Annotated in this window: 11 protein-coding genes; 10 read left to right on the top strand and 1 reads right to left on the bottom strand. The window is 72.3% G+C overall.

Features of this window, described 5'->3' with window-relative positions; translation table 11 throughout:
* Positions 1-6: 6 nt before the first annotated feature.
* From ASD84_RS02830 to ASD84_RS02785, 10 genes are read left to right on the top strand one after another with little or no spacing between them, the layout of a single operon-like run.
* Positions 7-828, top strand: a complete 822-nt coding sequence (locus ASD84_RS02830; RefSeq protein ID WP_056706465.1) for an ABC transporter ATP-binding protein — start codon at positions 7-9, stop codon at positions 826-828.
* On the top strand, positions 828-2,081 hold the full coding sequence (locus ASD84_RS02825; RefSeq protein WP_056706464.1) for an MlaD family protein: 1,254 nt from the start codon (positions 828-830) through the stop codon (positions 2,079-2,081). The genes ASD84_RS02830 and ASD84_RS02825 overlap by 1 nt, the downstream gene beginning before the upstream one ends.
* Positions 2,078-3,463, top strand: a complete 1,386-nt coding sequence (locus ASD84_RS02820) for an MlaD family protein (RefSeq protein ID WP_056706461.1) — start codon at positions 2,078-2,080, stop codon at positions 3,461-3,463. Before ASD84_RS02825 ends, ASD84_RS02820 begins: the two co-directional genes overlap by 4 nt.
* Before the next feature lies 1 nt (position 3,464).
* A complete protein-coding gene (locus ASD84_RS02815; RefSeq protein WP_056706460.1) occupies positions 3,465-4,700 on the top strand; it encodes an MlaD family protein in 1,236 nt (411 codons plus the stop codon).
* Between the two features lie 5 nt (positions 4,701-4,705).
* Positions 4,706-6,025, top strand: coding sequence for an MlaD family protein (locus tag ASD84_RS02810; protein WP_056706458.1), 1,320 nt, complete (start codon positions 4,706-4,708; stop codon positions 6,023-6,025).
* Positions 6,025-7,242, top strand: coding sequence for an MlaD family protein (locus tag ASD84_RS02805; RefSeq protein ID WP_056706456.1), 1,218 nt, complete (start codon positions 6,025-6,027; stop codon positions 7,240-7,242). Before ASD84_RS02810 ends, ASD84_RS02805 begins: the two co-directional genes overlap by 1 nt.
* Positions 7,242-8,531: an MlaD family protein gene (locus tag ASD84_RS02800; protein WP_056706454.1), complete on the top strand. Its 1,290-nt coding sequence runs from the start codon at positions 7,242-7,244 to the stop codon at positions 8,529-8,531. The genes ASD84_RS02805 and ASD84_RS02800 overlap by 1 nt, the downstream gene beginning before the upstream one ends.
* The gene (locus tag ASD84_RS02795; RefSeq protein ID WP_156391545.1) at positions 8,531-10,849 is read left to right on the top strand and encodes an RND transporter; all 2,319 of its coding nucleotides are present in this window, start codon (positions 8,531-8,533) and stop codon (positions 10,847-10,849) included. Before ASD84_RS02800 ends, ASD84_RS02795 begins: the two co-directional genes overlap by 1 nt.
* Positions 10,849-11,868 (top strand): peptidyl-prolyl cis-trans isomerase, encoded by a 1,020-nt coding sequence (locus ASD84_RS02790; protein WP_056706450.1) that lies wholly within the window; start codon positions 10,849-10,851, stop codon positions 11,866-11,868. The genes ASD84_RS02795 and ASD84_RS02790 overlap by 1 nt, the downstream gene beginning before the upstream one ends.
* A complete protein-coding gene (locus ASD84_RS02785) occupies positions 11,865-12,086 on the top strand; it encodes a hypothetical protein (protein WP_056706448.1) in 222 nt (73 codons plus the stop codon). Before ASD84_RS02790 ends, ASD84_RS02785 begins: the two co-directional genes overlap by 4 nt.
* 35 nt (positions 12,087-12,121) lie before the next feature.
* Here ASD84_RS02785 and ASD84_RS02780 read toward each other — a convergent pair whose 3' ends face one another.
* On the bottom strand, positions 12,122-13,534 hold the full coding sequence (locus ASD84_RS02780) for a phytoene desaturase family protein (RefSeq protein WP_056706446.1): 1,413 nt from the start codon (positions 13,532-13,534) through the stop codon (positions 12,122-12,124).
* Positions 13,535-13,568 lie beyond the last annotated feature (34 nt).

Here is a 13,568-nt window from a genome sequence, read left to right as displayed (position 1 = left end):
CTCGTCATGACCACCCTTGCTCCCAGCACCGCAGTGAACACCGCCATGAACACCGCTCCCGGGGCGTCCGGCAACCAGCACTCGATGGAGGTCCGCAACGTCCACAAGAGCTTCGGGCCGTACGACATCCTCACCGGCCTCGACCTGAACTTCGTGGACAACGCGATCACGACCATCCTCGGTCCGTCCGGAACGGGGAAGAGCGTCCTGATCAAGCACCTGGTGGGGCTCCTCGAGCCCGACGAGGGCGAGGTCCTGATCTTCGGCCAGGACATCTGGAACATCAGCAAGCCCGAGCGCTACGAGCTGCGCAAGCGCTTCGGTGTGCTGTTCCAGGACGGCGCGCTGTTCGGGTCGATGAACATCTTCGACAACGTGGCCTTCCCGTTGCGCAAGCACACGGACACCCCCGAGGCACTGGTGCGCGACATGGTGATGGACCGGCTCGCGGAGGTGGGCCTGGAGGGGGCCGCGGCGAAGCTGCCCAGCGAGGTGTCGGGCGGCATGCGCAAGCGGGCCGGTTTCGCCCGCGCGCTCATCCTGGACCCCGACATCGTCCTCTTCGACGAGCCCGACTCCGGCCTGGATCCTGTGCGCACGAGCCTGCTCAACGACGTCATCCTCGACATGCACGAGCGCCACAAGGGCACCTACCTGGTGGTCACCCACGACATCCGGACGGCCCGCAAGGTCAGCGACTACGTCGGCGTCATCTGGAAGGGCAAGGCCGTCCACTACAGCGACGCCGACGCCGCGTTCAACTCGGAGGACCCCTTCGTCCGGCAGTTCCTGGCGGGCGACTCCGCCGGCCCCCTGGGGATGGACTGATGAGTCGGCCCCGGCTGAAGGTCCGACCCGGCCTCGCGATCGGCATCCTCGGGATCGCCCTGGTCGGTGGCGCCGTCGTGACGCTCGACCAGCGTGACGGCTACCGCGTCAGCGCGGTGATCCCCAACGCGGGCAACCTGTTCGTCGGCAGCTCGGTGATGTACGACGGCTACGAGGCCGGCAGCGTCACGGGCATCGAGGTCAAGGACGGCAGGGCGCAGCTCGAGCTGTCCCTCGACGACGAGTTCGGCCCGCTCCATGACGGCGCCACCGTCGAGGTCGTGTGGAAGGCGGCGCTCGGGGAGCGCCTGGTCCGGGTGGTCGACGGAGCCGGCGAGAACGCCGAGCTGCCCGAGGGGGCCATGCTCGCGGGTGTCCAGCGGGAGCCGGTCGAGCTGGACTCCGTGCTGTCGGCCCTCGACGCGCCGACCCGCAAGCACCTGTCCTCGCTCGTCGGGCGGCTCCAGGAGACCCTCGACGGCCGCGAGGCGGACGCCAACGCCAGCCTCAGGGCGGCCGGTCCGGCCCTCGAGGAGCTCGGCGCGGTGCTGCGCGAGGTCGACACCGACGGCGAGGCGATCAAGCAGATCGTCGCCCAGTTCAACCAGACGATGGAGATCCTCGGCTCGCGCGGCGAGAGCCTCGAGCAGGTCGTCAGCTCGCTCGCTTCGGCGACCGACACGATCGCCGCCCAGGAGCGCAGCGTCGGCAGCACGCTGCAGAAGCTGCCGCCGGTGCTGGAGAAGGCCGACGCGACACTCGCCCGGGTTCCGGGCACGGTCGAGGTGACCCTGCCGTTGCTCGAGGACCTGGCGCCCGCGACGGGCAGCCTCACCTCGGTGTCGCGCAACCTGCGTCCGTTGCTGCAGGACCTGCGCCCGACCGTCGGCGACCTCCGGCCGACCCTGGACCAGCTGTCCCAGCTGCTCGGGATCACCCCCGGCCTCCTCGACGGGGGCACGGCCACCGCGCCCGACGCCGACGACGCGATGACCGGCCTCACCCCGGTGATCGACTTCCTGCGGCCGTACACGCCGGAGATCGCGGGCTGGGCCACCAACTGGGGCTCGGCCGCCGGCAACCGCGACAACCAGGGCCACTACACCCGGTTCCTCATCCAGGCCGGCGTCGAGAGCGTCATCCCCAGCCCGACCGGCAAGCCCGGGCCCGGCGTGACGCAGAACCTGACCCCGGACCCCGGCTCCCCGGTGGGACAGCCGTGGACCGACGCCTACGGAAGCAGCATGCGATGAACGGCCGGACGAACGCCCTGACCGACGTCGGCCGAGCCGCCCTGGTCGCCGTACTCATCGCCGCCGGCGTCGCGGGTGTCGCCACGCGCATCGGCAGCGACGACGACGCGGACCTGGTCCGCGCACGCTTCCTCTCGGCAGCCCCGCTCGTCGAGGGCAACCAGGTCAAGATCGACGGCGTCGTCGTGGGCTCCGTCGAGAGCCTCACCGTCCGGGACGGACTGGCAGAGGTCGGCCTCGACCTCGGCGCGGAGGCCCGGCCGCTCCACGCGGACGCCCGGCTCACGATCCGTCCGGTGAGCCTGCTCGGCGAGCGCTACGTCGACCTCGACCGGGGGAGTCCCGACGCGCCGCTGCTGCCCGAGGGAGAGGTGATCCCCGTCGAGCAGACCGCGACCTCCGTCGGTCTCGACGAGGTGCTCAACACCGTCGACCAACCCACGGGTGACGGGCTCCGGGCGCTGGTGACCACCCTCGGCGAGGGCATGCAGGGCAACGGCGAGAACGTCGACGAGGCGCTGGCGCTGCTGTCGCCGAGCCTCAAGGACGCCACCGCGATGGCTTCGGTGCTCGACGAGCACAACGAGCTGCTGGCCCGGTTGATCACCAACTTCGAGCCGGTGGCGAGCGCGCTCGCCACCCGTGACGGCAAGGCGATGGACCAGCTGGTCGACTCCTCCGACAAGGTGCTGACCGCGGTGCGTGAGCGGCAGGTCAAGCTCGAGCACACGCTGGACAAGCTGCCCGGGACCCTGCGGGTGCTGCGCACCACGCTGGGCAACCTGGGCAATGCGGCGGACGACACCGCCCCGACGCTCAAGGAGCTGCGTCCGCTGACCGACGCGCTGCCGGACCTGGCCGAGGAGCTGCGCGCGTTCTCGGACGTGCTCGACCCGGCGCTGGCGACGTCCGAGCCCGTGCTGCGCAGGGCCGACGAGCTGCTGCGCGCCGCCGCGCCGATCGCGAAGGACGTGCGTGCGGCCGGGGGAGGGCTCGCCACCAGCACGACAGGCCTTCAGCAGCTGACCGGCGCACTCACCCGCAACCGGGACCACCTCTTCGACTACATCCGGTTCTGGGCACTGACCACCAACGGTCACGACGGGCTGTCCCACTACTTCCGTGCCCACTACGTGGTGGACCCGGACACCTTGCTGGGGCTGCTGCCGGTGACTGGCGGCAAGCCGGGGACGGACACGAACCGGAAGGCGCCCACGCCGGCCAGCCCGGCGAACCCGGCGCCGAACGGACCGGCGAGCGGGCTGCTGGACGGACTCAACGGTCTCGTCGGCGGCCTCCTGCAGCCCAAGGGCGCCAGTGCCACCGGACTCAGCGAGAAGCAGGAGCTCAACCTGCTCGGCCTGCTCCTGGGAGGGAAGTGACATGACCGACAACGCCCTGTTCTCCTGGCTGCGCAGCCCGCTGGGCATCGGTACGGCGGTGCTCGTGCTGTTCGGTGGCGCCGTGGTCTTCGGCCTCAACTCCACGCACGGCATGCCGCTCGCCGAGCGTCGCGAGGTCCGGGTCGCGTTCGAGGACCTCAGTGGTCTCAACACCGGCGACGACGTACGGATCGCGGGCAACCGGGTCGGCTACGTCGAGGACCTGCGGCTCGAGGACGGCCACGCCGTCGCCGTGCTGAAGCTCGACGACCCGGACACCAAGCTCTACGAGAACGCGCAGGCGGCGCGGATCTCGGACCGGTCCGGGCTGGGCCAGAAGTTCGTGACCCTCGACCCCGGTGACCCGTCGACGGGCGCGCTCCGGTCGGACGCGACCATCCCGGCCGAGCAGACCGTCAAGGCCGAGGACGTCAACGAGCTGCTCGACACCTTCGACGAGAAGACCCGTGCCGAGGCGGCCACCGCGCTGCAGAACCTCGGCGGCGGGATGATCGGACACGGCGAGGATCTGCACTCCTTCACCCGCAGCGCGCCGGAGATCCTCGCCTCGACCGGCGAGGTCTCCAGGGCGCTGGCAGCAGGCAAGGGAGCACCGCTGGAGGACCTGCTCATCTCGGCGGACCGCCTCAGCGGCCGGATGGCGACCCGCGACGAGGAGCTCGCCGCCCTCATCGACGAGATGGCGGTGACCGCCGACGCCTTCGCTGCCGACGACGGCAACCAGGTCCGGGCCTCCCTCGACCAGGCGCCCGACACCCTCGACGCCGCGCACTCGGCGCTGTCCGGGCTCGACACCCCGCTCGCCGACCTGGCGGTCGCGATGCGCCAGGTCCGGCCCGGCGCCACCGCACTGGGTCGCTCGACGCCGGACCTCAGGGCTTTCCTCCGTGAGGCGGTCCCGCCGCTGGGCAAGGTCCCCGACGTCAACGAGGACGCCGCGACGGGTGTCGTCGCCCTGGACCGGTTGGTCTCCGACGCCCGCCCGCTCGCCCACCAGCTGCTCAGGACGGCGAGCAACGGCGCTCCGGTCGCGAGCGTGGTCGGCGACTACGCGGAGGACATCGCCTACTTCCACACGAACGCCGCCGGCGCCCTCGCGAGCGGTGACAGCGCCGGCCACTGGCTGCGGATCCTGCTGCTGCCCGGCGCGGAGTCGGTCGGCGTACCCGGCTCGGCGACCCGTGACCCGTACCCCGCTCCCGGAGAGACCTGGTGAGGACGATGTCGACGACCTCGAGACGACGGAGCCCCGCGAAGCGCGGACCGCGCCGGCCCCGCCTGACGACCCTGCAGCTGGGCAGGATCTTCGTCGCGGTGGCGGCCGTGTCCGGTGCGCTGCTGTTCCAGAAGGCCCAGCTGGCAGCGATGCTGCGCCCCGGTGACAGCGTCCAGATCCAGTTCACCGAGGCGCACCGGCTGCGCAGCTCGGTGTCCGACGTGAAGATGTCGGGCATCGAGATCGGCGTGGTCCGCTCCGTCGAGGACGAGGACGGGATGACCACCGTCGAGGTGAAGGTCGACGAGGACGCGCGCAAGGCGATGGGGACGGCGCCGTCGGCGCGGGTGCGCCCGACCACGCTGCTCGGCGGCAACTACTACGTCGAGATCGTCCCCGGCGGCCGGCGGGGCGAGTTCACCGGGACGATCCCGGTGGAGCGGACCGAGCTGCCGGTCGAGCTCGACGGCGTCGCCAGTGCCTTCGCCTCCGACGCCCGCCAGGGCGTGCGCAGCAGCACCAAGGCGCTCGACGCGACGCTCGAGGCCGACGGCACCCGAGCACTGCGCGACCTGATGGAGTCCGCGCCCGGCACGCTCCGCTCGGTCGACGAGGTGCTGCGGGCGCTGCAGGGCACGTCGCCCGAGAGCGACCTGTCCGCCCTCGTCGACGGGGGCGAGAACGCCTCGACCGTCCTGTCCTCGGAGAACGCCCGCCTCGGGGAGACCGTCGAGGACCTCGCGACCACCGCGAAGGTGCTCGAGTCCCGGCGCAACGACATCGCCGAGGCGGCCCGCACCATGCCGTCGAGCCTCGACGAGACCGCGACCCTGCTGGACAGCCTCGACGGCGTCCTCACCTCGCTGGAGGACACCGCGGACCCGGCGCGGCCGTCGGTCCAGGAGCTGGCCCGGCTGCTCGACCACGCCGACCCGGTCCTCGCCCGGGCCCGGCCCGTCGTCCGCGACCTGCGCGGGGTGCTCCGCGACGCCCGCCCGCTGGTCACCGCACTGATCCCGATCAGCCGCGACCTCGACGCCACCATCGACAACCTGGAGGGACCGGTGCTCGACCGCATCAACGGCCCGGTCCTGGACCAGCTCACCTCGCCGTGGCACGGCACCGGTGAGTACGCCGGCGGCGGCGCCGATCGGCCGCTCTACAAGGAGACGGGCTACATGTTCGCCAACCTCACCCAGGCCAACATGACCGACCAGAACGGCTCGATGATCTCGTTCATGCCCGGCACCGGTCCCGGGTCGCTGGCCGGGCTGCCGATCAGCCTCGAGCAGCTGCTCAACAGCATCGTGGACGGAGACCGGTGATGAGGCGCTCCCTGACCAAGTTCTTCGAGCGGGCCCGCAGCGAGCCCGGCCTGGCCCGCAACCTGGTCGCGTACGCGGTCCTGGTCGCGCTCGGCGCCGCGGTGGGCGGCTACTTCCTCGCCAACCAGCGGTTCAACCCGCCGTGGGAGGACCGCTACACGCTCTACGTCGAGCTCGACGAGGCGGCCGCTGTCAGCCCCGGCAACGGCCAGGAGGTCCGGATCGCGGGCGTCCAGGTGGGCGACATCCGCTCAGCGGGGATCACCGAGGACGGCATGGCGCGCCTCGAGCTGCGGATCGACAACGGCCAGGTGGTGCACGACGACGCGCAGGTGCTGCTGCGGCCCAAGAGCCCCCTCAACGACATGTACGTCGAGATCAGCCCCGGCACCCCCGACGCGAAGGCGATGGAGGACGGCGACACGATCACGGCCGACCGCACGGTCTCGCCCGTCCAGGTCGACGACGTCCTCGCGCACCTGGACTCCAACACCCAGGCCGCGATGAGCTCGCTGTTCGCCGAGTCGGACGTCGCGCTGGTCAACGCACCGAAGCAGCTGCCGGCGGGCCTCGACCGGACCAACGAGCTGCTCGAACAGCTCCAGCCGGTAATGGACCGGCTGGCGACCCGGCGCAAGAGCCTGGCCCGGCTGGTCAACGCGCTCGCCGACGTCTCGGAGGCGGCGGGCAGGAATGACGTACGTCTGGAACGGATGGCGACGTCGCTGAACGTCACGCTGGGCACGCTGTCGGGGGAGCGGGACAACCTCGACGCCACCCTGGCCCAGCTGCCCGAGCTCTCGCGCGAGCTGCGGTCGACGTCGAGCAGCGTCGTACAGCTGGCCAACCAGCTCGACCCGACGCTGGCCGACGTCCGCGCGGCCAGCGACGAGCTCCCCGGGGCGCTCAAGAGCTTCAACGGCAGTGTCGACGAGCTGGACGACTTCATCCGCGAGGCCGAGCCGGTGCTGGAGAAGGCAGGCCCGGTGGTCAGCGACCTGCGCGCCGCCGCGCCCGACCTGCGCACGATCGTCGGCGACCTGCGGCCGCTGAGCGCGGACGCCCGGCCGCTCACCCAGATGCTCGTGCCCCGGCTCGACGACGTCGCCGCGTTCGTCTACAACACGAACTCGGTCGTCAGCCTCCGCGACGCCAATCGCGGGATCCTGCGAGGGCTCTTCCAGCTCTCGCCCGAAACGGTCGGAGGACTCGGCTGATGCGCATTCCCCACCAGGCCGTCCCGAAGCTGCGCGGCCTCACCCTGGTCGCCTTCGTCGTTGCCTGCGCGACGATCGTCAGCTTCCTGTGGCTCCAGGCGGGCGGCAAGCTGCCGCTGCTGTCGAAGGCCGGCTACCAGGTCACCGTGCCGTACGACGACGTCGACAACCTCGTCTTCCAGTCCGACGTCCGCATCGCCGGCGTCGAGGTCGGTGCGGTCGAACGGATCGAGGTGGAGGGCGACAAGGCGATGGTCACGCTCGACCTCGACGAGCAGGCCGTCCCGCTCCACGAGGGTGCCGTCATCACCGTCCGCAACAAGACGATGATCGAGGAGACCTACCTCGAGATCGTTGACGGAGACGGCCCGGCGTACGACGACGGCGCGACCCTGCCGACGACCGCCGCACGCGGCAGCGTGCAGCTCAACGACGTGCTCACCAGCCTCGACGCGACCACCCGCAAGGACCTGTCGGGCCTGATCCGCTCGGGTGGTACGGCGACCGCGGAGACCCGCGAGGACGTCGACGCCGTGCTCACGGGCCTGGGTGACCTCGGAGAGAACGCCGGAGCGCTCGAGGCGCTCGCGGAGCAGTCCGACGACCTGCGGGCCCTGGTGCAGTCCTCAACCACGGTGCTGGACGCGCTCGACACCCAGCAGGGCCGGATCGTCGACCTCACCCGCGACGCGCAGACCCTCACGGCCGTGACGGCCGGGCACGAGGAGGACGTCAGGGCGATCATGCGGTTGCTCCCGTCGTTGCTGGTCACCACGGAGCGGGCGAGCGGCAGCCTGGCCACCCTGACCACGCCCCTGGGCACGGTGACGCGCAACCTGCGCAAGGCGTCCCCGGACCTCAGCGCTGCCCTGCTCGAGCTGCCTGCGACGACCGAGGACCTGCGCCGCATGCTGCCCTCGCTGGACACCACCCTGGACCGGGCGCCGGCCACGCTGAGCCGGCTGAGTCCCCTGCAGGAGGCCGTGAGCCCGCTGTTCGCGACCCTGCAGGTCAACCTCGCCGACCTCAACCCGATGCTCGCCTACCTCAAGCCCTACGGGCGCGACCTGGTGTCCTACTGGACCAACTTCACCGGATTCGTCGGGTCGTCGGACAAGAACGGGCCGATCGCCCGGGTCAAGCCGATCCTCGGCCTCAGCTCGCTCAACCTCCCGGTCGGCGCCAGCCCGACGACGATGTACAACCCGTACCCGTCGCCCGGCACCCACAACGACCCGGCCGAGTTCACCGGTGAGTACCCGCGCATCGTCGAGGACCCGATGCCGTGATGCGCACTCCCGACGTCCGGAGGACACCGACGCCACGCCACCTGCCCGGGGTGGCCGCGGCACTCGGCGTGCTGGCGCTGCTCGCCCTGATGGGCGTCGGGATCACGCGGGTGGAGGTCGAGACCGGCGTCGACGAGTTCGTGCCGCGCGACGACCGCGTCGTACGGGCGACCGCGGAGATGGCCGAGCAGTTCGGCGGGGACCCCGTCGTCGTGCTCCTCGAGTCCGCGGAGCCGGGCGGGCTGCTGCTCAAGGAGAACCTGCCGGCCCTGCTGCAGCTCGAGGGTGAGCTGGCGGCGCTGCCCGACGTCAAGGCGGTCTACGGGCCGGGCACCGTGCTCAACCAGATCGCCGGACAGGCCCAGGACCTGCTCGCGGAGCTCGGGGGCTACCGCGACGGGCTGCGCGCCAGGGCCGAGGCCGAGGCGAAGGAGGCCGGCGCGTCCGCCAGGGAGGTCGCCGCGGCCGGCAGCCGGGCGACGCGCGACTTCGACGAGCGCTACTCCGCCCTGCTCGCCCGTGGCATGCCCGGCGGGCTGCCGACCCTGCACAACCAGACCTTCGTCAACCGGGTCATCTTCAACGACGAGGGCGACCCCCGGCCCCAGTGGGACTTCCTCGTGCCGCGGCCCGACGCGGTCGCTGTCCTCGTCCGTCCCGACCCGTCGCTGTCCCAGAGCGACACCGAGGACCTCGTCGCCGCGATCGACGCCGTCGTGCGGGAGAGCGACGTCGACGCCCGGCGCACGACGGTCACCGGCATCCCGGCCGTCGTGGCCGCGTTGGGGGAGCAGGTCCGGCACGAGGTCCCGCTGCTAGGGGGCATCGCCGTGATCGCCGTCGGCGCGTGGTTCCTCCTCACGAGCTGGACCCGTCGCCGGTTCCGCCTGTTGCCGTTGGTGGCGACCCTGCTCGGCACCGGAGCCACCCTGTCGGTGGCCGGATGGGTGGGCCGCCCCCTCGCGCTCACCGCCGTCGCCTTCCTGCCGGTGCTGCTCGGCATCGGCTCGGACTTCATGACCTACCTGCACCGGGGCGCCGGGCGCCGTACGGTGCTGGCCGCGGCGCTCGCCTCCGCGGCCGGCTTCGCGGCGCTCGCGATCGCGCCCGTGCCCGCAGTGGCCGACCTCGGCGTCAGCCTCGCGATCGGGCTGACCGTCACCGTGCTGGCCTCGCTGGCGGTGCACCACTGGGGTCCGCAGGAGGCGGCCGGCGACGTCGTACCACTGCCGTCGGCACGCGCCCGCTCGGTCCGCCGACGCGACCGCCGGGCGCTGCTCGTCGTCCCCGTCCTCGCCGCCGCGGTCGGCTGGGCGTTGTTCCCGTCGCTCGCCCTGCAGTCCGACTTCACCGCGCTCGCCGACGGGCTCGGGGAGTACGACGACGCGCGTGCGGTCGAGCGCGTCGTCGGCGCGTCGGGCGAGGTCGCGCTCGTCGTCCGCGGCGACGACGTCCTCGACCCCGCGACCTTCGCCTGGATGAGCCAGACCCGGCGCGACGTCATCGCCCAGCACGGGGACGAGCTCAGCGCAGTCCTGTCGCCGGCGGACGTGCTGTCCTTCCTCGGCGTCGAGCCGGCGCCGTCCGAGGTGGACGCGGCGATGCGGCTGCTCCCGGCCTACCTCGCCTCGAGCGTGGTCAGCGCGGACCGGCAGATGGCCGTGATGACCTACGGCGTCGACCTGCGCGACGTGGACCGCCTCCAGGTGCTGCGCACCTACCTCGACGGCGTGGCGGCGACCGCACCGGACGGCGTGGAGGTCGAGGTGGCCGGGTTGCCGATGGTCGCGGTCTCTGCCCAGGAGGCGATGGACGACGAGCGCCTGCTCGGGGCCCTGCTCGGGATCTTCGCTGCCGGGGCCGCGCTGCTCCTGCTGCTCCGCGACCACCGGGTCGCGCTGGTCGCGATGGCGTCGGCCGCCACCGCATCGGGACTGGTCGCGCTCGGGATGGCCGTCACCGGCGCCTCGCTGACCCCGATGACAGCGGGCCTCGGCTCGCTGACGGCGGCGGTGGCCTGCGAGTTCACCGTGCTGCTCGCGCTCGGGCAGCGGCGGGGTGACCCGCGGATCGGCCGCGCCGTGGACCTCGCGGCAGCCGCGTCCGCCACCGGCTATGCCGTCCTGGTCGTCTCCGACCTCGGCCTGATCCGCGGATTCGGCCTGCTGCTCGCCCTCACCGTCGCGGTCGCGCTCGGCACCTCCCGCCTGCTGGTGTGGGCGCTGCTGCCGGAGGCACCGGCCGACGTGGCACCCGAGGCCTCCGACGACGAGGTGCCTGCAGCCCCACTCGTACCCAAGGTCCTGGAGAAGGTGTGATGAAGCAGAAGATCGCCATCGTGGTCGCCGTCCTGGCCGTGGTCGCTGCAGGCCTGCTGGCCTGGCGCCCGTGGAGCGACGACGCACCCGACGGCACCGCCTTCCGGGTCGGCGACGAGGTCGTGAGCGTGGACGAGCTGGACGCCCGCAACGACTCGCTGCGGGCGCTCTACGGGATCCAGGAGCCGCTTGACGACGAGGCGCTCGACGACTTCCGCCGCCAGGCCGCGAAGTCGATGGCGATCAGCGTGGTCCTCGACAGGGCCGTCGAGGAGGCCGGGATCGAGGTGAGCGACGCCGAGGTCGACGAGGCCGTCACCGCGTTCATCGAGAGCCGTTTCGAGGGTGACCGCGACCAGTTCGTCGACTCGCTCGGCAACGTCAACACCTCCGAGGACGCCGTCGTCGAGGAGGTCCGGCGCCAGCTCGAGCTGCGCAAGCTGCTGGCTGCGGTCGCCGGCGAGGTCACCGTGAGTGACGCCGAGGTGGCGGCAGCGTTCGACGAGCGGAGAGCCGACCTCGGCACCCCGGAGCGACGGGTCGTCAGCAACATCGTCGTCGAGAGCCGGGCCGAGGCCCAGGACGTGCGGTCGGAACTCGACCGCGGCGCCGACGTCGACGCGCTGGCCCGCCGGATCAGCATCGACGCCGCCACCCGCGAGGACGGCGGTCGGCTCGGCGCCGTGTCCCGCGCCGACCTGCTCCCGGACGTCGCCGACGCGGTCTTCCGCACGCGCGCAGGCAAGGCCTACGGGCCCGTGGAGGCCAGCCAGGGATGGAACGTCGGCGTCGTGAGCCGCGTGCGACCGTCCGCACCTGCGACCCTCGCCCGCGTGCGCGACGAGCTCCGTGCCGTGCTCGTGAGCGAGCGGACCCAGGCGCTCTGGAGCGAGTGGCTCGAGGGCCAGATCCGCAAGGCGGGGGTCCGCTACGAGGCGGTCTACCGTCCGAGCGACCCCTACGACGTCACGGCGTGGCAGCAACCCCTCGGGGACCAGCAGGCGGGAGCAGAGCAGTGAGCAGCATCCTGGACGCCCTGACCTGCCTGGCCATCGGCTGCTTCCTCTTCCCGTTGGGTGCGTGGGGCAGGTCCCACGTCAACACGCTCGTCGTCGACGCGATCCAGGGCGAGGAGCGGGCGCAGCGGATCGCCGTGCTCAGGCGCGGCGCCACCACCTGCCAGGTGGTGGCGGGCGTCTTCGTCGCCGTCGCGTTCTTCCTGCTCTCGACGCGCTGACGCGCTGACCCGGTCGGGGCGCCTGCGGTCGCGGGTCAGCCGAGGTGGAGGTCGCGGATCGCGAGCTGCGCCGCCCGGTAGCCGACCATGCCGTGAGCGCCGGGTCCCGGAGGTGCGGCCGCTGAGCACAGGTAGACCCCACGAACACCGGTCCGGTACGGGTTGCGGCCGGGGCGCGGGCCGAACAGCAGCGCGCCCGGGGTCTTGGCCCCGGTGAGGATGTCGCCGGAGACGTAGTTGGCGTTGCTGGCCGTGAACTGTGCGGGTGTGGTGACGTGCTGGTCCACGATCCGCTCGCGGAAGCCGGGCGCGAAGCGCTCGATCTGGGCGGTGATCGCCTCGGTGGCGTCGCCGTCGTACCCGGTCGGCACGTGGGCATAGCTGTAGACCGGGTGCACGTCGCCGCGAGAGCGGGACGGATCCGCGACGTACTGCTGGCCGACCAGCACGAACGGGCGCTCGGGCAACCGCCCGTCGGCGACCGTCCGCTCGTTGGCGATGATCTCGGCGGGGCCTCCGGAGAGGTGCACCGTCCCCGCGTGGCCGACCTGCGGGTCGCGCCACGGGACGCCGCCCTCGACGGCGAAGTCGACCTTGAACGCCGCCGTGCCATGGGTGTGCTTGCGGTACGACCGCCGGGTGCCGGCGGGCAGGAGGTCGCCGTACAGGTCGAGCGCGGCGGTGGGGGAGAGGTTCAGCAGTACGGCGTCGGCGCGCGGCAGCTGGGTGAGCGAGGAGACCCGGACCCCGGTCTCGATCTTCCCGCCGAGGCCGACCAGGGCGGATGCCATCGCGGTGGTGATCGACTGGGTGCCGCCCACCGCGACGGCCCAGCCGTCGTGGTGACCGGCGGTCAGGATGCCCACGCCGATCGCCGACGAGACGACCTCGGTCAGCGGACGCATCGAGTGCGCAGTGGTGCCCAGGAAGAGGGCGCGCGCCTGCTCGGTGCGGAAGAAACGCGCGAGCAGTGCGGCCGGCAGCACGGTCGGTGCACCGAAGCGACCCATGAGCAGCGGGTGGCGGGGGACATGGACCACCGGTCCGAGGATGTCGGGCGCGAGGCGGTCGTAGGCACGCGACGGCGCCCCGAACAGCCGCTTCCACCGCCGCCCGTCGCGCCCGAGACCGGCTGCGGTCTCCTCGACGGAGCGGTGCAGGAGCGCGGCCGGGCCGTCGTCGAGCGGGTGGGCCGCGTCGATCTCGGGCCACGCCCACCGCAGGCCGTGGGCGTCGAGCCCGGCCAGGGCGGGGGACTGGTGCGCCATCGGGTGGATGGCGGCACAGTGGTCGACGAGCAGCCCGTCGCCGAACGGCTGGACCGTCCGGGTGCCGCCCCCGATCTCGTCATTCGCCTCGAGCACGGTGACGTCGGCTCCGGCCCGGGCCAGGGTCAGTGCAGCGGAGAGCCCGTTGGGCCCGCTGCCGATCACGATCACGTCCGCCATGGCACGAACCTAGGGCGCGGCGCCCCATGCGGGC

The organism is Nocardioides sp. Root682, from assembly GCF_001427795.1.
Taxonomy (GTDB): Bacteria; Actinomycetota; Actinomycetes; order Propionibacteriales; family Nocardioidaceae; genus Nocardioides.
The sequence above is the reverse complement of the archived record's forward strand: the minus strand, read 5'-3'. Positions and strand labels throughout refer to the sequence as shown.